The sequence below is a fragment of the Microbacterium sp. CCNWLW41 genome, assembly GCF_037083505.1.
Window position 1 is genome coordinate 22221 of sequence record NZ_JBAOJP010000010.1, and the last position, 19015, is coordinate 41235.

At 71.7% G+C, this 19015-nt stretch carries 19 protein-coding genes; 10 read left to right on the forward strand and 9 right to left on the reverse strand.

Annotated features, from left to right (window positions below):
* Nucleotide 1: 1 nt before the first annotated feature.
* Complete coding sequence (locus tag V6R91_RS28625; protein ID WP_336398089.1) at nucleotides 2–703, forward strand: DsbA family protein; 702 nt, start codon at nucleotides 2–4, stop codon at nucleotides 701–703.
* A 561-nt stretch (nucleotides 704–1264) separates the two neighbouring features.
* On the opposite strand, the gene V6R91_RS28630 is transcribed toward V6R91_RS28625, so the two are convergent.
* Nucleotides 1265–2314 (reverse strand): hypothetical protein, encoded by a 1050-nt coding sequence (locus tag V6R91_RS28630; protein WP_336398090.1) that lies wholly within the window; start codon nucleotides 2312–2314, stop codon nucleotides 1265–1267.
* A gap of 468 nt (nucleotides 2315–2782) precedes the next feature.
* On the opposite strand from V6R91_RS28630, the gene infA reads away from it, so the two are divergent.
* The 6 genes from infA (at nucleotide 2783) to rplQ (ending at nucleotide 5933) form a co-directional block, all read left to right on the forward strand.
* A complete protein-coding gene (infA, locus tag V6R91_RS28635; protein ID WP_005050493.1) occupies nucleotides 2783–3004 on the forward strand; it encodes a translation initiation factor IF-1 in 222 nt (73 codons plus the stop codon).
* A 71-nt stretch (nucleotides 3005–3075) separates the two neighbouring features.
* Nucleotides 3076–3192 (forward strand): 50S ribosomal protein L36, encoded by a 117-nt coding sequence (gene rpmJ / locus V6R91_RS28640; RefSeq protein WP_005050492.1) that lies wholly within the window; start codon nucleotides 3076–3078, stop codon nucleotides 3190–3192.
* A 146-nt stretch (nucleotides 3193–3338) separates the two neighbouring features.
* Nucleotides 3339–3713, forward strand: coding sequence for a 30S ribosomal protein S13 (gene rpsM, locus V6R91_RS28645; protein ID WP_336398091.1), 375 nt, complete (start codon nucleotides 3339–3341; stop codon nucleotides 3711–3713).
* 32 nt (nucleotides 3714–3745) lie between these two features.
* Nucleotides 3746–4144 (forward strand): 30S ribosomal protein S11, encoded by a 399-nt coding sequence (rpsK, locus tag V6R91_RS28650; RefSeq protein WP_018171470.1) that lies wholly within the window; start codon nucleotides 3746–3748, stop codon nucleotides 4142–4144.
* 165 nt (nucleotides 4145–4309) lie between these two features.
* A complete protein-coding gene (locus V6R91_RS28655; protein ID WP_336398092.1) occupies nucleotides 4310–5299 on the forward strand; it encodes a DNA-directed RNA polymerase subunit alpha in 990 nt (329 codons plus the stop codon).
* A 40-nt stretch (nucleotides 5300–5339) separates the two neighbouring features.
* Nucleotides 5340–5933 (forward strand): 50S ribosomal protein L17, encoded by a 594-nt coding sequence (gene rplQ / locus V6R91_RS28660; RefSeq protein ID WP_336398093.1) that lies wholly within the window; start codon nucleotides 5340–5342, stop codon nucleotides 5931–5933.
* A 184-nt stretch (nucleotides 5934–6117) separates the two neighbouring features.
* Here rplQ and V6R91_RS28665 read toward each other — a convergent pair whose 3' ends face one another.
* Nucleotides 6118–8031 carry an acyltransferase family protein gene (locus V6R91_RS28665; RefSeq protein ID WP_336398094.1) on the reverse strand — a complete coding sequence of 638 codons (1914 nt, stop codon included), beginning with the start codon at nucleotides 8029–8031 and terminating at the stop codon, nucleotides 6118–6120.
* A gap of 121 nt (nucleotides 8032–8152) precedes the next feature.
* Between V6R91_RS28665 and truA the strand changes: the two genes are divergently transcribed.
* Nucleotides 8153–9013, forward strand: a complete 861-nt coding sequence (truA, locus tag V6R91_RS28670) for a tRNA pseudouridine(38-40) synthase TruA (protein ID WP_336398095.1) — start codon at nucleotides 8153–8155, stop codon at nucleotides 9011–9013.
* A gap of 6 nt (nucleotides 9014–9019) precedes the next feature.
* Here truA and V6R91_RS28675 read toward each other — a convergent pair whose 3' ends face one another.
* From V6R91_RS28675 to V6R91_RS28695, 5 genes are all read right to left on the reverse strand, one after another.
* Nucleotides 9020–10135 carry a hypothetical protein gene (locus tag V6R91_RS28675; protein WP_336398096.1) on the reverse strand — a complete coding sequence of 372 codons (1116 nt, stop codon included), beginning with the start codon at nucleotides 10133–10135 and terminating at the stop codon, nucleotides 9020–9022.
* A complete protein-coding gene (locus tag V6R91_RS28680) occupies nucleotides 10132–11784 on the reverse strand; it encodes a sensor histidine kinase (protein WP_336398097.1) in 1653 nt (550 codons plus the stop codon). Before V6R91_RS28680 ends, V6R91_RS28675 begins: the two co-directional genes overlap by 4 nt.
* A gap of 9 nt (nucleotides 11785–11793) precedes the next feature.
* Nucleotides 11794–12585 carry a response regulator transcription factor gene (locus tag V6R91_RS28685; protein WP_336398098.1) on the reverse strand — a complete coding sequence of 264 codons (792 nt, stop codon included), beginning with the start codon at nucleotides 12583–12585 and terminating at the stop codon, nucleotides 11794–11796.
* Between the two features lie 88 nt (nucleotides 12586–12673).
* Nucleotides 12674–13849, reverse strand: coding sequence for a hypothetical protein (locus tag V6R91_RS28690; RefSeq protein WP_336398099.1), 1176 nt, complete (start codon nucleotides 13847–13849; stop codon nucleotides 12674–12676).
* On the reverse strand, nucleotides 13846–15516 hold the full coding sequence (locus V6R91_RS28695) for a sensor histidine kinase (RefSeq protein ID WP_336398100.1): 1671 nt from the start codon (nucleotides 15514–15516) through the stop codon (nucleotides 13846–13848). The genes V6R91_RS28690 and V6R91_RS28695 overlap by 4 nt, the downstream gene beginning before the upstream one ends.
* A 186-nt stretch (nucleotides 15517–15702) precedes the next feature.
* Here V6R91_RS28695 and V6R91_RS28700 point away from each other — a divergent pair, with 186 nt between their 5' ends.
* The gene (locus V6R91_RS28700) at nucleotides 15703–16455 is read left to right on the forward strand and encodes a glycosyltransferase (RefSeq protein WP_336398101.1); all 753 of its coding nucleotides are present in this window, start codon (nucleotides 15703–15705) and stop codon (nucleotides 16453–16455) included.
* Between the two features lie 170 nt (nucleotides 16456–16625).
* Here V6R91_RS28700 and V6R91_RS28705 read toward each other — a convergent pair whose 3' ends face one another.
* Together V6R91_RS28705 and V6R91_RS28710 are read right to left on the reverse strand one after the other, a co-directional pair.
* On the reverse strand, nucleotides 16626–17450 hold the full coding sequence (locus V6R91_RS28705; protein WP_336398102.1) for a response regulator transcription factor: 825 nt from the start codon (nucleotides 17448–17450) through the stop codon (nucleotides 16626–16628).
* Nucleotides 17451–17629: 179 nt separating this feature from the next.
* Nucleotides 17630–18082, reverse strand: coding sequence for a hypothetical protein (locus tag V6R91_RS28710; protein ID WP_336398103.1), 453 nt, complete (start codon nucleotides 18080–18082; stop codon nucleotides 17630–17632).
* 191 nt (nucleotides 18083–18273) lie between these two features.
* Here V6R91_RS28710 and V6R91_RS28715 point away from each other — a divergent pair, with 191 nt between their 5' ends.
* The gene (locus tag V6R91_RS28715; RefSeq protein ID WP_336398104.1) at nucleotides 18274–18993 is read left to right on the forward strand and encodes an endonuclease/exonuclease/phosphatase family protein; all 720 of its coding nucleotides are present in this window, start codon (nucleotides 18274–18276) and stop codon (nucleotides 18991–18993) included.
* Nucleotides 18994–19015: the final 22 nt, after the last annotated feature.

Genomic DNA, 19015 nt, shown 5'->3' on the forward strand with positions numbered 1-19015 from the left:
AATGGCACAGGCCGGCGCACGCAAGGTCAACTGGTTCGCGATCTGGGTGACCATCGCCGTGGTGGTGGCGCTCGTGCTCGTCGCGGTGCTCGTGGTGACGCTCAACAACCAGGCCGCGCCCAAGCCGCTGCCCACCGAGGTCAACCCTCCGTCGGCGTCGAACATCGACACCGAGACCGGTGCGATCCTCGTCGGCGAGGGCGAGGACCGCCTCGACACCTACGTCGACTTCATGTGCCCGGTGTGCAACCAGTTCGAGCAGGTGTACGGCGCCGAGATCGAAGGCCTCGTCGACGACGGCAGCATCACGCTCGGCATCCACCCCATCTCGATCCTCGACCGGCTGTCGAACGGCACGCAGTTCTCGACCCGCTCGGCCAACGCCGCGTACTGTGTGGCCGAGGCCGACCCGGACGCCTCGCTGCCCTTCCTGCAGGCGATGTTCGAGAACCAGCCCGCCGAGAACACCGACGGCCTGACGAACACCGAGATCCTCGAGATCGCGTCGGGCGTGGGTGTCACCGGGATCGACTCCTGCGTGAACGACGGCAGCTACGCCGGCTTCGTCACGGCGATGACGGAGCAGACGCCGGTGCAGCCCGGACAGTCCGGCATCGCCACGCCGACCGTCGCCGTGAACGGCGATGTCATCTCCAACTCCGACCTGCCCCCCGCGGGCGCGCTCGCGACCCTCTTCGAGTGACCGGATGCCGCGCCCCGCGGCATCCGCCCCCTCCTCCCACGCGCGTCGGCGCACGCGGGCGTTCGCCGCGCCCGGGCGTTCGCCGCACGCGGGCGTCCGGCGCACGCGGGCGCCCGGCGTGGGCGCGCCCGGCGTGGGCGGCAGCCCGGCGTGGGCGGGCGCCCGGCGTGGGGGGCGCCTGGCGTGGGCGGCATCCGTTCCCCAACATTCAGGGTAAACACCGCGTTCGCGACGAGACACCGTGCGGCACCGTGGTGTGCCGTCGCGTTTGCGGTGTATCGCCCGCTCGAGGGGACCGGAGGGGCGGCGGGTCGCCGGCGCGCGGGCGTTCGGCGCGCCGGGGTCCCCGTGGGCGGCATCCGTTCCCCAACATTCAGGGTAAACACCGCGTGCGCGACGAAACACCGTGCAGCACCGTGGTGTGCCGTCGCGTTTGCGGTGTATCGCCCGCTCGCGGGGCCGTGACGGACCGGCGGGCGACGGCTCAACGGGCGACGGGTCAGCGGCGGGGTGGGCCAGCGGGCGACGGGTCAGCGGGCGACGGGTCAACGGTGCGGTCTGTCAGCGGCGCGCTGCGGGCGCGCCGGCCGCGGGTGCGCTGGGGCCAACGGGCGTGCGGGGAACGGCGGGCGTGCGCGGGAGAGAGCGCGGGTTGGCCCGCATTGTCGCGAGCAGCCGGCTCCGCGGTGCGGCGACCCGCGGGACGCCGAGCCGTTCCAGCTCGCCGATCACCGGCGTGACGGCCATGCACGCAGCCCAGTCCCACCGGCCGAACTCCCGGCAGTGCCGTCGCAGCCGGTCCTCGCGCCGCTTCTCGGCGAGGACGCCCTCGAGGGTCTCCTCGGCGGTCGCTCGGACGTACTTGCCGTAGCCGTCGGATTCCGCGATGGCCTTCGCGCTCTCCCACCAGAAGTCGGTCCGGTCGGTGATGCCGTCGGTGACGAACACGCGCTGGAGGTCTGGCGGCTCGAAACCCGACCAGACGATCACCGCGCGGCTGACGCTCTCACCCGGCGACTCAGCACGCGCATCGACCATGGGCAGCAGAAGGTTGCGCAGCGCGCGCCCGCGCGTGTTCGGAAGGGCCGCGGCGGCCGCCTCGAGGTCGGCGACGGCGAGCATCCCTCCTTGCACCCGCGACACCGCCGCATCTCCGACGGCTAGTCCGAACGGTGGCGGCAGCACGCGCATCAGATCCGCCGTCGTGGTGGCGGGCGTCGTCATCGTGTGGGCGCCGAGCGTCACCGTCTCGGGGACGGCGACGCAGCTGTGCACGAAGACGTCGCCGAAGCGTCGCGACCTGGTCCGGGCCAGCGCGTACACGTGGATCAGGGCAGGCTCGCCGAAGACGGGTAGCCCGAGCATCGCGGCGGCGGACTCGTATGCGAAGACCGCGTCGGAATTCACCAGCGCGTACGCGTGCACGCGCGCGAGATACCGCTCCCAGGGGCGCAGCGCGTCCCATGCCGGTCGGGCGGCATAGACGCCGGTACGCACGCGGTGGAAGTGCGCGCTGTTGCGGAGCCCACGCGTGCCGGCGAAGGCGTCACGGACGCGGACGAGTTCGATGGGCGAGGGCCGGACCACGCCGACCGGCAGAACCTGTGCCATGCGGCAATGGTCGTGGCCGCGGCATCCGCTCGTTCCGCGCCTGCGCTCAGACGTGAGGAACTCGCGCCCCGTGCCCGAGGTTGCGCCCCCGTGGAGGAAGGGCAAACACCGCATCGCTCGCGAGACACCGCGCCCGAGTGTGGCGCCTCGTCGCGAATGTGGTGTTTGCCCTGGAAAGGGGGTGCGCAGACGCCGGGGGAGAACGGATGCCGCGGGCCCTGGGATGCCGCGGGCATGGGGCGCCGTGGTCCGGCCGAGTCGGGGTCCTGGGGATGCCACGGGCCCGGCGATGCCCGCCACCCGAGGGGAATCCTGGGCGGCAGCCGTGACGGCGCGGCGGGCATTTGCCGAGGCATCCGCTATCACGTATGCTTGATCTTTGGTGCGTTGCGCCTTCATCGGCGTGTCGTCGCACCGACATCCCATCCACCCGCAGACCGACCGGTCTGCACAAGTGTTAGCGAGCGTATGGCGAAGAAAGACGGTGTCATCGAGATCGAGGGCGTCGTGTCCGAGGCGCTGCCCAACGCGATGTTCCGCGTCGAGCTCACCAACGGACACAAGGTTCTTGCCACGATCTCAGGCAAGATGCGGCAGAACTACATCCGCATCATCCCCGAGGACCGTGTGGTCGTGGAGCTCTCGCCCTACGACCTGACGCGCGGTCGCATCGTCTACCGCTACCGCTAGACCGGTCGAGAAGTAACGCCCCACGCGGCACACGCACGCGTGCCCGGCGAAGACAGCGAAGAGAAGAAATCATGAAGGTCAACCCCTCCGTCAAGCCCATCTGCGACCACTGCAAGGTCATCCGCCGCCACGGTCGCGTCATGGTCATCTGCAAGTCGAACCCGCGTCACAAGCAGCGCCAGGGCTGAACGGATGCCGCGCCCCGGCGCGGCCCGCGACTCACAACTCAATACACACACAGGCAGCATCAGAACCCGCACCGCGGGGGACACCTCGGGCGGAGGCCCGGGCACCGATGCTGCTCCACACCTCCACTCACTCCTAGGAGAGCCGCATGGCACGTCTTGCCGGCGTCGACATCCCGCGCGACAAGCGCGTGGTGATCGCCCTTACCTACATCTACGGCGTTGGCCGTACCCGCTCGAACGAGATCCTCAAGGCGACGGAGATCGACGAGAACATCCGCGTCAAGGACCTCAGCGACGACCAGCTCATCGCACTCCGCGACTACATCGAAGGCAACTACAAGGTCGAGGGTGATCTCCGCCGCGAGGTCGCCGCCGACATCCGCCGCAAGGTCGAGATCGGCTCCTACGAGGGCCTGCGCCACCGCCGCGGCCTCCCGGTGCGCGGTCAGCGCACCAAGACGAACGCCCGCACCCGCAAGGGCCCGAAGCGCACCGTCGCCGGCAAGAAGAAGGCGCGCTAAGGCGCGGCCCCCAGGTTCAGGAGAGCAAAGCAATGGCACAGGCCAAGTCCGCCGCGCGCAAGCCGCGCCGCAAGGAGAAGAAGAACATCGCGCTGGGCCAGGCCCACATCAAGTCGACGTTCAACAACACGATCGTCTCGATCACCGACCCGTCGGGCGCCGTCATCAGCTGGGCATCGTCCGGTGGCGTGGGCTTCAAGGGCTCGCGCAAGTCGACGCCGTACGCCGCCGGCATGGCCGCGGAGTCCGCTGCCCGCCAGGCGCAGGAGCACGGTGTCAAGAAGGTCGACGTCTTCGTGAAGGGCCCGGGCTCGGGCCGCGAGACCGCGATCCGCTCGCTGACGGCTGCCGGCCTCGAGGTCGGCTCCATCCAGGACGTGACGCCGCAGGCCCACAACGGCTGCCGTCCGCCCAAGCGCCGCCGCGTCTGACTTCCCGCCCTTCGACGGGCTCAGGATCCGTATCGGTCACTGAGCCCGTCGAAGGGCTACCGCACGCTTAACGGATGCCTCGATCCGAGGCATCCCCGAGTAAAACTCAACACCTCACCCACCGCACGTGTCATATAGCGGGCACGTGATCGAAAGGAACACATAGTGCTCATCGCACAGCGTCCCACTCTGACCGAGGAGAAGGTCGGGGAGTTCCGCAGCCGTTTCGTCATCGAGCCGCTGGAGCCCGGCTTCGGCTACACGATCGGCAACGCGCTGCGTCGCAGCCTCCTGTCCTCCATCCCCGGCGCGGCCGTGACGTCGATCCGCATCGACGGCGTCCTCCACGAGTTCAGCACCATCCCGGGTGTGAAGGAGGATGTCACCGAGATCATCCTCAACATCAAGCAGCTCGTCGTCTCGAGCGAGCGCGACGAGCCCATCACCGCGTACCTGCGCAAGACCGGCGCCGGTGAGGTCACCGCCGCCGACATCTCCGCTCCCGCCGGCGTCGAGGTGCACAACCCCGAGCTGGTCATCGCGACCCTCAACGACACCGCGAAGTTCGAGCTCGAGCTCACGATCGAGCGCGGCCGCGGCTACGTCTCGGCGACGCAGAACCGCAACGAGTACGCCGAGGCAGGCCAGATCCCGGTCGACTCGATCTACTCGCCGGTGCTCAAGGTCTCGTACCGCGTGGAGGCCACGCGTGCGGGTGAGCGCACCGACTTCGACAAGCTCGTGCTGGACGTCGAGACCAAGTCCTCGATCGCCCCGCGCGACGCCGTCGCGTCGGCCGGTCGCACGCTCACCGAGCTCTTCGGCCTGGCCCGCGAGCTCAACGTCGAGGCCGAGGGCATCGAGATCGGCCCGGCGCCGGTCGAGACCGTCCTCTCGAACGAGCTGTCGATGCCGATCGAGGACCTCGACCTGTCGGTCCGCTCGTACAACTGCCTCAAGCGCGAGGGCATCAACACCGTGTCGGAGCTCGTCGCCCTTTCGGAGACGCAGCTGATGAACATCCGCAACTTCGGTCAGAAGTCGGTCGACGAGGTGCGCGACAAGCTCGTCTCGCTCGGCCTGTCGCTGAAGGACTCGGTCCCCGGGTTCGACGGCGCGCACTTCTACGGCGGCTACGACGACGAGACCGTCTGAGTTTCGGCTTTCGACCTTTAAGACACTGGAGTAACTGAGAATGCCCAAGCCCACCAAGGGTCCCCGCCTCGGAGGCGGCCCCGCCCACGAGCGTCTGCTGCTTGCGAACCTGGCCGCCGCGCTGTTCACCCACAAGTCGATCAAGACGACCGAGACCAAGGCCAAGCGCCTGCGTCCGCTCGCCGAGCGCCTGATCACGTTCGCCAAGCGCGGCGACCTGCACGCTCGTCGCCGGGTGCTGTCGGTCATCGGCGACAAGTCGGTCGTGCACGAGCTCTTCACCGAGATCGCGCCGCTGGTCGCGGACCGTGAGGGCGGCTACACCCGCATCACGAAGGTCGGCAACCGCAAGGGCGACAACGCGCCCATGGCCGTGATCGAGCTCGTGCTCGAGCCCGTCAACCCGAAGCCGAAGTCGGCCAAGAAGTCGGCTGCCGCCGCTGCCCCGGCTGCGGCCGAGGCCCCGGCCGACGAGACCACCGCTGAGGAGTCGAACGTGAGCGAAGAGCCCGTCGAGGACACCACTCCCGAGGAGTCGGCCACCGCGGCCGGCGCCGAGTCGCCCGAGGAGGGCGAGGCCGCCGAGGCTGCCGCCGAGGACGCCGTCGTCGAGGACGACAAGAAGTCCGAGTGATCGGACGCCGGGCGTCGCCGCCCGGCAGGTCGCGGCATCCGTGCCCGGCCACCCTTGCACCGCGAGACCCGTCACCCGTCAGGGTGGCGGGTCTCGCTGCATCTGCCCGCGCTGCGCGACCCTCGCGCCGAGTGCGCCCATCGCTCTCACGCGGTCGCGGGGCCGCCGCACGGCCTCCCCGCGGCTACGGCGTGAGGTCGAGCTGCAGGCCGCGGATGAGGTCGTCCGCGTAGGCGCGGCGCTCCCTCGCGAGCTCGTCGACGGCGGCGGCGACCGTGTCGGCGAAGATGCGGCCACCCGCGTCGCCGGGGTGGATGCGGTCCTGGGCGAGCAGGGTCTCGTGCGCCGCGATCGCTCCCGACCAGTCGGCGACGATGACGTTGCGGTGCGCGTCGGCGAAGGCGGCGAGCTGGGCGTTGACGCCGGGGATCCAGTCGCGCGGCGCGTGGGCGTTCACCAGCACGAGGCCGCGCTCGGGGCCGATCGCGTCGGCGAGCTTCTCCAGTGCGCCGGGGTCGACGGGGCCGTTCGTGCCGAGCGCCACCACGACGTACGGGCGCAGCCGGTCGGTCGCGGCGAGCGACCCCAGGATGCCGGGCCCGGCCCACATCGACCGCGAGACCTCTGCGTCGATCTCGATGCCGGGGAGGCGTTCGACGAGGCCGCCGGCCGACGCCAGCATGACGGAGTCGCCCACGGCGGTGATCTGGTCTCCCGCGACCTCGTCGTGGGCGGGCGCGGCGGCCGTGGCATCCGTCTGCTGTCCCGATCCGGGCGGAGGCGCCACGGGGGCGGGAGGGCGTTCACGCATCGCCTCCGCCAGTGCCTCGCGGCCCGCCTCGACCGCGGCTTCGGCGCTGGACTCCTCCGGCGCGGCGGCGAGCGCGGCGCCGGTGCCGGCCAGCACCAGCACGCCCGCCAGGGCGACGCCCAGCGCGCGCAGGCGCGCCCGAGGCCCGCCGCGGAGCCGCCGGTGCAGCATCCGAGCCGAGGCGCCGAAGCCCCATCGGCGGACGGGCGTCTCGACGAACCGGTAGGAGAGAGCGGATGCCGCGCCCGTGACGCCGAGCACCCCGAGGCCCAGCCACACCGGGACGGCGGCGACGGTGGCGTCGGGCGCGAACGCGGCGACCGCGAGCACCAGCAGCGGCCAGTGCCACAGGTAGATGCCGTAGGAGCGGTCGCCGATCCAGCGCAGCGGCGCGGCGTCGATGCCGCGCCCGAGCCAGGAGCCCGGCCACACGCCCGCCACGATGACGACGGCGCTCAGCAGGCTCGCGACCAGGAGCGCGCCGGGGAAGGTGGCGGCGCCGTCCTGCGGCGGCATCGACGCCAGCACGACGACACCGCCGATCGCGAGCACGCCGGCCGCCCCGGTGAGGTGCCGCGCGACCGGCGAGAGCGCGAACGGCCGCCGCAGCAGCGGCGGCAGCGCGAAGGCGAGCGCGACGCCCAGGAGCAGCCCGAAGGCGTGCGTGTCGGTGCCGAAGTAGGCGCGGGTGGGGTCGTCGGCGCCGGTGACGACCACGCCCATCCAGACCGCTGAGACGGCGGCGAGGCCCGCGGCCAGGGTCGCGCGGGAACGTGCGCCCGGCAGCAGGAGCAGCAGCGGAAGCAGCAGCGGCCACAGCAGGTAGAACTGCTCCTCGACCGCGAGCGACCAGACGTTGCGGAACAGCTCCGGCGTCGTCGCGGCGAAGTACGCCTCTCCGCCGGCGATGGAGAGCCAGTTGTAGCTGAAGGTGGCGGCGCCCACCACTTGCGCGCCCAGGCGCACCAGCACGTCTCCGCCGACGACCCAGGCGAGCGTCGAGCACACGCCGACGACGAGGGCCAGCGCCGGCAGCAGCCGCCGCGCGCGGCGCTGCCAGAACCGGCCGAGCGCGATTCGGCCCGTGGCGTGATGCTCCCGCAGGAGCAGGCTCGTGATGAGGAACCCGCTGATGACGAAGAACACGTCGACCCCGACGAAGCCGCCGGGAAGGACGGCGGGCGGGAACAGGTGGTACAGCACCACCAGGATCACGGCGATCGCGCGGAGCCCGTCCAGTCCCGCGAAGCGGGCGGCGGGGCGAACGGCGGGCGCAGTCGACGTCATGGCTGGTTGTACGAGGAGGGGAAACGGCAAGTCTACGCGGCCCGCCTCAGGACGCACGGCACCCGCCCGCGGGTCGGGGCCGCGCGAGGCGACCGCGCGGCGGGCGAATAGGGTGGACTCCGTGCGCATCCGGCTCGACATCGCCTACGACGGCACGCACTTCCGCGGGTGGGCGCGTCAGCCCGGGCTGCGGACCGTGCAGGAGACGCTCGAGTCCGCGCTCGCCCGCGTCGTCGGCGGCGACCCCCGCCTCGTCGTCGCCGGGCGCACCGACGCGGGCGTCCACGCCACCGGGCAGGTGGCGCACGTCGACCTCGACGACGCCCAGCAGAGCCGCATGCTCGCCAGGCACGCCCGGCCGGGCGCGGGCGCGCAATCGCCGGACGACCGCGCCGCGGCGCTGGCCGCACGGATGAGCGGGGTCGTGGGCGCGTACGCCGACGTCGCCGTCCTCGGCTCCCGCATCGCGCCGGTCGGCTTCGACGCGCGCTTCTCGGCGGTGTGGCGTCGGTACGAATACCGCATCGGCGACACCGTGACCGGGTACGACCCGCTCGAGCGTCATCGCACCACGTCGGTGCGCGCCTCCTTGGATGCAGAGGCGATGGATGCCGCGGCCCGCGCGCTCATCGGGCTTCACGACTTCGCCGCGTACTGCAAGCCCCGCGAGGAGGCGACCACGATCCGCACGCTGCTCGAGTTCGACTGGCGACGCGACGGCGCCGGCGTCCTCGTCGCGAACGTCAAGGCCGACGCGTTCTGCCACAGCATGGTGCGCGCGCTCGTCGGCGCGTGCGTCGCGGTGGGCGAGGGCAGGCTCGACATCGACGACGTGGTCGACATCCGCGACGCGCGGGAGCGGGTGCCGGAGGTCAAGGTGCTCGCCGCGCGCGGTCTCACCCTGACGGAGGTCGGCTACCCCGCCGACGACCTGCTCGGGCAGCGCGCCGAGCAGACCCGCGCGCGCCGCGACCGGGAGTAGGCCGCCTCACCGGACGGGCTGCGCGCGCTCCCAGCGGTGTCCGCCCGCGCGCTGCGCACGCTCCATCGCCTCGTGGGCCGCCGCGCTGAGGGTCGCGAGGTCGTACCCGCCGTCGGCGGTCTTGGCCCAGCCGACGCTCGTCGAGAACTCGACCGCGAGCGGCTGATCCGGGGTGACCGTCGAGACGCGGTCGAGGAGGTCGCGGATGCAGTCCCGGATCGCTCCATCAGGTCGGGAGATGAGCACGAAGTAGCCGGACGGACCGTCGGCGCCGATGTCGGCGTCGGCGGGGAACGACGCGCGCACGTTGGCGCGGAACCGCGCGAGGATCCGCCGGAAGGCGACCTCGCCTCCGGCGACGCGCAGCGAGTCGGTGTCGTCGAGCGACACGCTCAGCAGCGACCACCCGGACTCGTTCGACTCCCGCGCGCGCGCGAGCCGGTCGGCGGCGACGGCCGGGAAGGGGTCGGCGGGCTCTTCGGACCCCGCGGCGTCGGGGGAGCGGGCGAGCGACAGCAGCGTGACGATCGCGCAGGTGAGGTAGGCCAGGAGCCCGATCGCCTTGAGGTCCGGCAGCGCCGGGGCGGTGAGGTGGGAGCCCAGCGTCACCGTGGCCGCGATCAGACTGGCCACGGCGATGAGGGGAAGCGTCGCCGAGGCGATCGTCAGCGGCAGCAGCCGGCCCATGCTGCGCTCGTCGCGGTGCAGCAGCTCGAGCGCCGACAGCGCGGCGAGCGCCGCCGAGGCCACGTAGGCCAGCGAGAACACCAGCGTGTGGGCGTCGGTGCCGTCGGTGACCGCGTACGCGACGCCGGCGACGACCCCGAGGGCCGGGCCGAGCCAGGGCAGCGATCGCTTGTCCTGGTCGGCCCGCAGCCCCGACCAGACCAGCGCCGGCGCGCCGAGCGCGAAGCCGGCCGAGGCGTCGGCGAGCTGGTGCAGCGATGCCGCGTTGGCGACGACCGTGCCGTAGGCGGACAGCGTGACCTGGAGGAACATGAGCGACCACAGGAGGGTCGCCAGGCGTGGGCGGTAGAGGAATCCGAGCCCGATCATGATCATCGACATCAGCGTCGCCAGGACCGCCAGCACGACGGCGTCGTCGAGGCTCGAGTAGGTCATGAGGCCTCCGCGGGGATGCGCACCGTGACGGTCGTTCCCGTGCCGGGCTCGCTGGCGATGTCGATCGTCCCGTCGTGCGCCTCGATCACGTCGCGCACGATCTGCAGGCCGATGCCCGTTCCGGGGATGCCGCTGTCGACGGCGGCGGCGGAGCGGAAGTAGTGGTCGAACACGCGCGGGAGGTCTGCGGCGGGGATGCCGATGCCGCTGTCGGCGACCACGAGCTCGACATCAGTGCCCGTACGTCGTGCCGAGACCTCCACCGTCCCGCCGGGCGGTGTGTACTTGACGGCGTTGCCGAGCAGGTTGTCGGCCATCTGGCGGAGGCGGAATGCGTCGCCCCAGATCAGCACCGGCGGGCCGGGAGAGAGCGAGAGCGCGACCCGCCGCTCCGAGGCGTTCGCAGCGAACGACTCCACCGAGGCGTCCAGGATCGCCCGGAGGTCGGTGACCGCGCGCGCGTCGCGGTCGGCGCGGGTCGTCGCGTCGGTCGGCGCCGAGAGAATCGAGGTGATCAGATGCATCATCCGCTCGCCCGATTCCTCGATGACGGCCAGGCGCCGCCGCACGTCGGAGTCGAGGTCGTCGCGTTCGAGAAGCCGGTCGGCGTGGCCCAGGATGCCGGTGAGTGGATTGCGCAGCTCGTGGGAGATGACCGCCGCCAGCGCATCGCGTCGCCGGTCCGCCGTCAGGAGGCCGGTGACGTCCTCGGCGATCAGCACCGTGCTCGGCTCCTCGTCCTGGCGCGGCTCCTGACGCCGGCTCGTGACCGACAGCGCGTGCCAGTTCCCCTCGACGTCGTACAGCCACACGCGCTCGGCATCCAGCTCCTCGCCCCGCGCGGCCCGTGCGTACGTCCGGGCGCCTTCCCTCAGCGCCGTGCCGCGCAGCCCGTCGTACTCGATCGAGCGGGGCGGCTGACTCGGGTCGGCCCCGTCCAGTCCGTAGAGCTCGCGGTACGCCGTGTTGGAAGAGATCAGCTCCCCGGACCGGTTGATGCGGGCGATGGCGATGTGAACCCCGTCGAGGGTCTCGCTCACGCGCCGCCGTTCGATCGAGGCGGTGTCGAGAGAGTGACGGATGCGTCGGGCCTGACGACGCAGGAGCGTGCGGTAGGCGTGGCCCTGGCGGGCGGTGGCATGCACCGTCGCGCCGACGAACGCGAGCGCCAGGAGCACGATGAGCACGCGGAGGGCGCTCGCGGGCGTGGTGCCCGAAGCCAGGATCTCGGCGACGCCGATCGCGCCCACGAGCGCGAGTCCGACGGCGAGCCGCCCGAGGCTGAACAGCGCCGCCAGCCACGCGATGGGGACGACCCAGAGGTGCGAGAGGCGCAGGTCGGTGCCGAAGGTCAGCAGGCCCACCCAGATGATGTCGAGGTAGGGCAGCACCGTCGCGGCGGACTCGGGGTACTTGTGCCAGGGGACGATCAGCGCGGCGACCGTGGTGACGAAGACGCCGGCGACGCCGATCGCGAGGGGCGGCACGACCAGCACCTGCGGATCCATGATCGCCGTCAGGACGGTGATGATCCCCACGACGGCCCCGAACGACAGCTGCCAGATCCAGACCGTGTGGACGCGGCTGTCCGTCTCGCGGGGATCGTAGACCGGGTCGGAGGACCGGGTGAGTTCCGTCGTGGCGTGCACGCCGACCGCCTATTCGCGCGCGGCGGCGGACGTGAGGCGGTAGCCGACGCCCCGCACGGTCTCGATGTACCGCGGATCGCCCGGGTCCTCGCCGAGCTTCCGTCGGAGCTTGGCGATATGGGTCTCGATCGTGCGCATCTCGACCTCGGTCACGGGCGCGTCGGCCGCGCCACGGCTCTCGCCGCGCGACACGCGCACCAGCTCCTCCTTGGTGCGCACCCGGCGGCCGGTCGACAGCAGCGCCGCCAGCAGGTCGAACTCGGTGCGGGTGAGGCCGACGTCGACGCCGCCGCGCTCCGCGATGCGCGTCGACGGGTCGACGACCAGGTCGTCGTGCACGAGCGCCGCCCCGTCGGAGGCGGGCGCGGGCGGGCTCGGAGAAGCGCTCGAGTCGCCGGCACCGGCCTTCGGCGAGGGCGCGACCGCCTTGGACCGTCGCAGCACGGCATCGATCCGCGCCCGGAACTCGCGGGCGCGGAACGGCTTGGCGACGAAGTCGTCGGCCCCCGACGAGAGTGCGAGCACGGCATCCGCCTCATCGGTGAGCGCGGAGACCACGATGATGTGGGTGGCGCTGCGATCGCGGATGCGCCGGGTCGTCTCCAGGCCGTCGATCCCGGGCATGTTGATGTCGACCGTCGTGATGAGGGGCTCGTGGACCGCCACGGCTTCGATCCCCTCCGCGCCCGAGGATGCGCCGAAGGCGGTCAAGCCCGCCGACTGGAAGATGTCGACCAGCAGATCCCGCACGACGTCGTCGTCTTCGATCACCACGGCGGCTGCCGACATGGCCTCGCTCATGCTGTCTCCTCGCGTCGCACCTGCCCGAATTGTTCCACACGCCCCCTCGGCCCGCGCGGCTGAGCCGGACGGACGCGCCGGGCATCGCTCACTGTCGCTCCGACTGGCTGAGCAGCCGCTCGACGACGGTGGCGCCGACGCGCTCCCACCGGTCGCCGCCCTTCTCGCTCGCCAGCGCCGCGGCCTCCCGCGCGGTGTACACCAGCGCGTCCAGTTCGTACCCGAGCACCGAGGCGGGCGCCCAGCCGGCGCTCGCGGTCGGCCGGATGGGCATGGCGCCGTGCACGTCGAGCGACGTGACCCGCTCGAGGCTGGTGCGCAGCAGGTCGCGCACGGCGGCGTCGGGCCGGGGGACGAGGACGACCACGGCGCCGGGGGCGGGCGCACCCACGTCGGACTCCGCAGGGAAGACCCCGCGCACCTCGTCGACGAGCCGCTCCGAGAGGTTCGCGAAGGCGGGAGCCCCGGCGGTCTGGCGGATGTCTGCGGCGTCGTCGAGGCTGAGGTACACGACCGACCAGGGCTCGGAGGTGCGCGCTGCGCGCAGCAGGCGATCCTGCGCGATCCGCTCGAACTGCTGCCACGCCGTCGAGACCGTGGCGATGCGGCCGAGACCGCTGTCGCGGGCCGTCGTTCCGACCACGGCGATGAGCGCGCACGCCACGTACACCAGCATCCCCACCGATGACACCAGCCGCACGAGGGCGAAGTCGTCGCCGCCCGACGGCGGGAAGACGAAGCCGGCGACGAGGGTCGCCGCGCCGGTGACCGAGAAGGCGATCGAGACGATGCCGAAGGGCAGGAGCAGCTTGTCGCTGCGCCGGGAGGCCGCCGACAGCCAGTCCATCACGAACAGGGCGGCGAAGACGGATGCCGCGAAGAAGACGGCGCGGTACGCCACGGTGAACCACACGATGCCGTCGACGGCGGCGAGGGTCACCGCCGAGCCGGCGGCGACCACCGCTCCGGTCCAGACGAGCGGACGGAACCGCCATGCCGCTCGGAAACCCGACCAGAGGAACGCCGGCGCGCCCATCAGCGCCCCGAGCGAGGCGCGGCGCAGCGCTTCGGAGCCGGAGACTTCCCCGGCCACGACGCCGTAGGTCGCGAGCATCGCGAGGGTGAACGCGATGCTCCAGTACAGCGTCGCCGTTCCCGGTCTCACCAGGAACGCGATCCCGATCGTGAGCATCGTGGCGAGCGTCGTGATCACCGCCTGCGCGATGAGGAGCTCCACGCCCGATCCGACGATGAGGTCGGTCATGCTCGTCCTTCCGTGCTGCGCGACGCGGCCGAGCCGGTCTCCAGCTCCGCCGCCCGCGGGAGGCGCACGGTGACCGTGGTGCCTGCGCCCGCCTCGCTCTCGATGGTCAGGGTGCCGCCGTGGGCGCGCACGATGTCGTTGCTGATGCCGAGCCCGAGGCCGGTGCCGCCCGACGTCTTCTTCGCCTCGGCGGTGCGGAAGTAGGGCGTCAGGATCAGGGGGAGGTCATCGGCGCCGATGCCGATCCCGGTGTCGGAGACGGTGAGCGCCACGGTGTCGCCCTCGGTCGCTCCCACGATCCGCACCCGCCCGTCGCGCGGCGTGTACTTGATGGCGTTGCTGACGATGTTGTCGACGACCTGACGCAACCGGAACCCGTCGGCGGTCACCCACAGCGGGTCGTCCGCCTGCAGGTCGATCGCGATGTCGCCGGCCGCGGCCGTCGGGCGGAACGACGTGACCGAGTCGAGGAGGATCTGGCGCAGGTCGAGGTCGTCGAGCGTGTCGCGCCCGGAGAACCCGCGGCGGGACGTCGAGCCGAGGCTCTCGGTCATCTTCAGCATCCGCTCGCTTGCGGCGACGATCGACCGGAACCGCTCGCGCGTGCGCGGTGTCAGGTCGTCGAGCTCGAGGGCGAGCTCGGCGTTGCCGATCAAGACGGTGAGCGGATGCTTCAGCTCGTGCGACGCCATCGCGGTGAAGCGCTCCCGCTCGCGCTCGGCGTACGTCAGTGCGGTGACGTCGTGCACCAGCAGGAGGATCGAGGACTCCTCGTCGCCGCGCGCGGCGAGGCGCTTGGCGGTGACCGAGAGGGCGCGCCACTCGCCGCCCGCGGTGAAGAGCCACACCGACGCGTCCACGAACGTCTCGCCGCGCGCGGCGCGTGCGAACGGACGCTCCGAGAACGGCACGGGCATGCCGCGCAGGCCGGTGTACTCGACGGAGCGCGCGGGCAGGGTGAGATCCAGCGGGTCGAGCCCGTACAGGCGCGAGTAGGCGTCGTTGACGGCCAGGACGGCGCCGCCCTCGGAGATGCGCACGATGCCGGTGTCGATGCCGTTGAGGATCTCGGTCGTGCGCCGCTCCTGGTCGGAGCGGCGGTCGAGCGTCGCCGTGAGCCTGCCGGCCTGCCGGCGCAGCAGGCGGCGCAGGGCGCGGGTGCGACGCAGCGCCAGGTGCGACGTGATCCCGATGAACGTCAGTGAAAGCAGCACGACGAAGGCCCGCAGCGCCGCCATCGTGCCCGTGAGCATCGCCGAATCGATGAGGATGATGAGCCCGATGAGCGCGAGCATCGCCGCCAGCGCGGTCGCGCGGAAGTGCATGGCGACCCACATGACGGGAAAGCCCCAGAGGTAGCCGAGGCGCAGATCCAGGTCGCTGGAGAGCAGGCCGATCGCGACCGCGTCGGCGAAGGGCACCGCGAGCACGGCGGAGGCGGGGAGCTGCGACCACGGCAGCGCGAGCACGGCCAGCGTGAGCAGCACCACCGCGAGCGTTCCGACGAGGAAGGTCCACCGGCCGAAGATCGCGGGCTGCAGCGCCATCGCGAGGACGGCGGTGATCAGCACGCTCGCGGCCAGGACGAGCTGGGTCAGCCAGATCGACCGGGTGCGGGCATCGGGCGTGCGCACGACGAACACTGGTCGTGCAGCCCCGGTAGCCATGACGCGATCCTATTGGCCCGGCCCGCCCCTCCCCGCCGAAGTGACAGAGAGTCGGAGAACGCCTTCTTGCGGATCTCTTGCGGAAACCTTGCGCCGGTGCTCGCGCCGCCTCGGAGGCCGCTTGCGGTAGGCGGGCGATGCTTGGTGCGTGCCGGAGAGACCGGCCGAGAAGCGAAAGCGACGAACGTGTCAGACCAGGTCCCGCTCACCCGCAGCACGCGGACGATGCGCGTCAGCGAGGGAACCCCTCTCGCCGAGCACACCGCCGCATCGCGCGGGTCCGCCGATGACCTGGGGGCGGTGCTCGATGACACCTCGGCGCATCGGTCGTCGATCGGCTGCGTGGTCCCGGCGCACAACAAGGAGGACTCGATCGCCCAGGTGCTCGAGGCGCTGCTCGGCCAGACCCGGGTGCCGGACGTCATCCACGTGGTCGTCAGCAACACGTCCGACCGCACCGTGGGCATCGCGTCCTCGTATGCGGGACCGCACGAGGTCGCGACCGAGCTCGGGGAGCAGTTCACCGAGGTGTTCGTCCACGACATCGGACGGATCCCCGGCACGCGGGCCGGCGCGCTGAACTACGGCTACACGCTCGTCGAGGGCCACGACTACCTGCTGGGTGTCGACGGCGACGTCGTCGCCGACGTCACGGCCGTCGAGCACCTCGAGGCCGAGGCGACCTCCGACAGCCGCATCGGCGGCATCTCGGCGATCTCGTCGCTCGGCGCCCTCTTCTCGATCTTCTTGACGCAGGCGCTGCGCGACGTCATGAACGACAACCACCGGTCCACGCCATGGATCGACGGTTCCGAGGACGCGGACACACTGTCGCGGCAGCTCGAGAGCGCCGGCTATCTCAGCCGGGTCGTGACGGAGCGGCAGGCGCTGTCCATGCTCTTCAGACTCATCCGTCGAAAGGGCGGGTGCAAGGTCTGATCCGGACCCGAAGCGGATCAGAACTGGGGAAGACGCCGGGGAGGGGAGCCCCGGCGAGGGGGAGGCGGAGAGGGTGCCCGTTTGGGGAAGCGGGCACTCTCCCGGAACGCAGCCGCGGAGGCATCCGCTCGTCTGGGGCGGGCGGATGCCTCCGCCGCGGCATCCGTCGATCAGACCGCTTCCGAGGTCAGCCGGTAGCCGACGCCGCGCACCGTCTCGATGTACCGCGGGTTGGCGGCGCTGTCGCCGAGCTTGCGGCGCAGGTTGGTCATATGGGCCTCCACCGCCCGCTTGTCGGCGTCGCCGACGAAGTAGCTGGTGACGTAGGACTCTCCGCGCAGCACCAGGGTGAGATCGGCCTTGCTGCGCACGCGGCGCTGGGACTCCAGCAGCGTGGCGAGCAGGTCGAACTCGGTGCGGGTGAGGTCGAGCTCCTCGGCGCCCAGGAGCACGATGCGGTTCTCGGGGTGCAGCCGCAGATCGCGGTGCGCGAGCCATTCCGCCGAACCGTCGACGGCGGGGACGGATGCCGCGACCGCGGGCCCGGCAGACTCCGGCACCGCCGGGGTCCAGGTGGTGGTCTGCTCGACCGGCTCGGCCGGCTCGGTGCTCGTGCGGGCGCGACGCATCAGCGCCTCCACGCGGGCGCGGAGCTCCCGCGGCCGGAAGGGCTTGGGAAGGTACTCGTCGGCGCCGGCGCCGAGGCCCGCGATGACGTCCGCCTCGTCGTTGAGTCCCGTCAGCATGATGATGAGGGTGTCGGACTGGGCGCGGATGCGCTTGGCCGCCTCGATGCCGTCGATGCCCGGCATGTTCACGTCGATCGTGGTGAGGACGGGCTGGTAGGTGAGCACGGCCCGGACGCCGTCGATCCCGTTGCCCACCGAGACGGTGGAGAACCCGGACGACTCGAGCACTTCGGCCAGCACGTGACGGATGTCGGCATCGTCCTCGATGATGACGGCGGTCTTCGGCACGTCGGGTGGGGTCGACATGGGAGGTGCGTCCTCTCAGGCGGTTGGACAGCGTGCACCGATCACCGACCCCAGCAGCGGACCCCGACGCGTCGCAAGTACTCCCGATGCTACACAACCCGCGAATGCCTGGTCGGGCGTCAATCCACGACGCGTGCGCGGATCCGACCGACCGCCTCGCCTCCGAGCCGTCGCGGGGCTCAGGCCGTCCGGGGACGCGCGCCGCGCAGGCGCACCGCCGGTGCGGCGCGGCGCACCGCAGGTGCTGCGGAGCGGGCGCGCGAGGCGGCACCGGTCTTCGAGCCCACCAGCTCGAGCAGGGCGGCGGCGAGCGGACTGGCGGAGGACGCCTCGGCCTCGAACGCGCGGGCGACGATCGTCGCGGCGCGCTCGAACTCGCTGGCCTTCTCGAGCGCGGCCCGGCGTTCGCCGACGACGCGGTCGGCGGCGGCGTACTCGGCGCGCAGCCGCGCGCGCTCGTCCTCGTCGAGCCCGCGGCGCTGGGCCGTGCGCTCGAGCGCCTCGCCCGCGCGCGTGCGGGCGGCCACGCTGCGGCGCAGCTCGCGCTCGGCGGCCTCGCGTGCGGTGCGGCTGGCGGTGAGGGCGTCGGTGAGGTCGGCCCGGACGGTGCCGGCGGAAGCGGAAGCGGACATGGGATCCTCCTGGGTCGGGTCTGTCGTGACGGTTCACGGTCGGGCGCCGTAGTGCGGCACACCACTTCAGAGGCGGGGCATCCCGTTTTCGTACATCCCGTGCGCGATGCTCGGAGCGTGGTGAGAAGTCACGACATGGTCTTGTCAAGGCCACCCGGCGCCCGGGCCTGCGGAATAGGCTGGCCCCCGACATGAAGGTCATCTCGTACAACCTGCGCAAGCACCGGGCAGCCGGTGAGCTCATGCATCTGGTCGAGCGTCACGGCGCCGACGTGCTCTGTCTGCAAGAGGCCGACACGTCCGACATCCCGGACGAGATCTCGGGCCTCCGTCTGGCGGACTCCACCCAGCGGAACCGTCTCGGCCTCGCCGTGTACTACCGCGAGAACACGTATCGCGCCGTCGAGGTGCGGGCGCTGGCGCTCAAGAAGTCGCTGCACGACCGGGTGCTCAAGCCCGCCGAGGAGAGGCTGCTGGGAGTGCGGCTGCACGACATCGACGAGAACACCGACCTCATCGTGGCCTCGTTCCACGCGGCGCCGCTGACCGCGCTCAACTCGCTGCGCCGCCACCAGATCCGCACGGCGCTGTCCGAGCTGCAGCAGCTGGGCGAGGGGCTGCCGGCGCTCATGGTCGGCGACTACAACTATCCGGTGTTCAAGGAGCACCTCAGCCAGCACGTGCGCGAGCAGGGGTACGAGCTGAACCTCAGCGACTCGCGCACGTACACGCGGTACCGCTTCTTCCGCGGCCACTACGACTTCGCCACGTCGATCGGGTTCGAGATCGACCGGGTGCGGACGCTCCCGCAGGGGCTCAGCGACCACCTGCCGATCCTCGTGACGGCGCATCCCGCCGCCGGCGTCCGCCGTGTCGTCGAGGTGGCGGAGGCGGAGTCGGGCGCCGCCTGACCCTCCCCGGCGTCGTGAACCG

What these genes read in the sequence shown, in the direction of transcription:
- V6R91_RS28625 (WP_336398089.1), top strand. Translation starts at nt 2, where the DNA reads ATGGCACAGGCCGGCGCACGCAAGGTCAACTGGTTCGCGATCTGGGTG.
- V6R91_RS28630 (WP_336398090.1), bottom strand. Translation starts at nt 2,314, where the DNA reads ATGGCACAGGTTCTGCCGGTCGGCGTGGTCCGGCCCTCGCCCATCGAA.
- infA (WP_005050493.1), top strand. Translation starts at nt 2,783, where the DNA reads ATGGCGAAGAAAGACGGTGTCATCGAGATCGAGGGCGTCGTGTCCGAG.
- rpmJ (WP_005050492.1), top strand. Translation starts at nt 3,076, where the DNA reads ATGAAGGTCAACCCCTCCGTCAAGCCCATCTGCGACCACTGCAAGGTC.
- rpsM (WP_336398091.1), top strand. Translation starts at nt 3,339, where the DNA reads ATGGCACGTCTTGCCGGCGTCGACATCCCGCGCGACAAGCGCGTGGTG.
- rpsK (WP_018171470.1), top strand. Translation starts at nt 3,746, where the DNA reads ATGGCACAGGCCAAGTCCGCCGCGCGCAAGCCGCGCCGCAAGGAGAAG.
- rplQ (WP_336398093.1), top strand. Translation starts at nt 5,340, where the DNA reads ATGCCCAAGCCCACCAAGGGTCCCCGCCTCGGAGGCGGCCCCGCCCAC.
- V6R91_RS28665 (WP_336398094.1), bottom strand. Translation starts at nt 8,031, where the DNA reads ATGACGTCGACTGCGCCCGCCGTTCGCCCCGCCGCCCGCTTCGCGGGA.
- V6R91_RS28675 (WP_336398096.1), bottom strand. Translation starts at nt 10,135, where the DNA reads ATGACCTACTCGAGCCTCGACGACGCCGTCGTGCTGGCGGTCCTGGCG.
- V6R91_RS28685 (WP_336398098.1), bottom strand. Translation starts at nt 12,585, where the DNA reads ATGAGCGAGGCCATGTCGGCAGCCGCCGTGGTGATCGAAGACGACGAC.
- V6R91_RS28690 (WP_336398099.1), bottom strand. Translation starts at nt 13,849, where the DNA reads ATGACCGACCTCATCGTCGGATCGGGCGTGGAGCTCCTCATCGCGCAG.
- V6R91_RS28695 (WP_336398100.1), bottom strand. Translation starts at nt 15,516, where the DNA reads ATGGCTACCGGGGCTGCACGACCAGTGTTCGTCGTGCGCACGCCCGAT.
- V6R91_RS28705 (WP_336398102.1), bottom strand. Translation starts at nt 17,450, where the DNA reads ATGTCGACCCCACCCGACGTGCCGAAGACCGCCGTCATCATCGAGGAC.
- V6R91_RS28710 (WP_336398103.1), bottom strand. Translation starts at nt 18,082, where the DNA reads ATGTCCGCTTCCGCTTCCGCCGGCACCGTCCGGGCCGACCTCACCGAC.
- V6R91_RS28715 (WP_336398104.1), top strand. Translation starts at nt 18,274, where the DNA reads ATGAAGGTCATCTCGTACAACCTGCGCAAGCACCGGGCAGCCGGTGAG.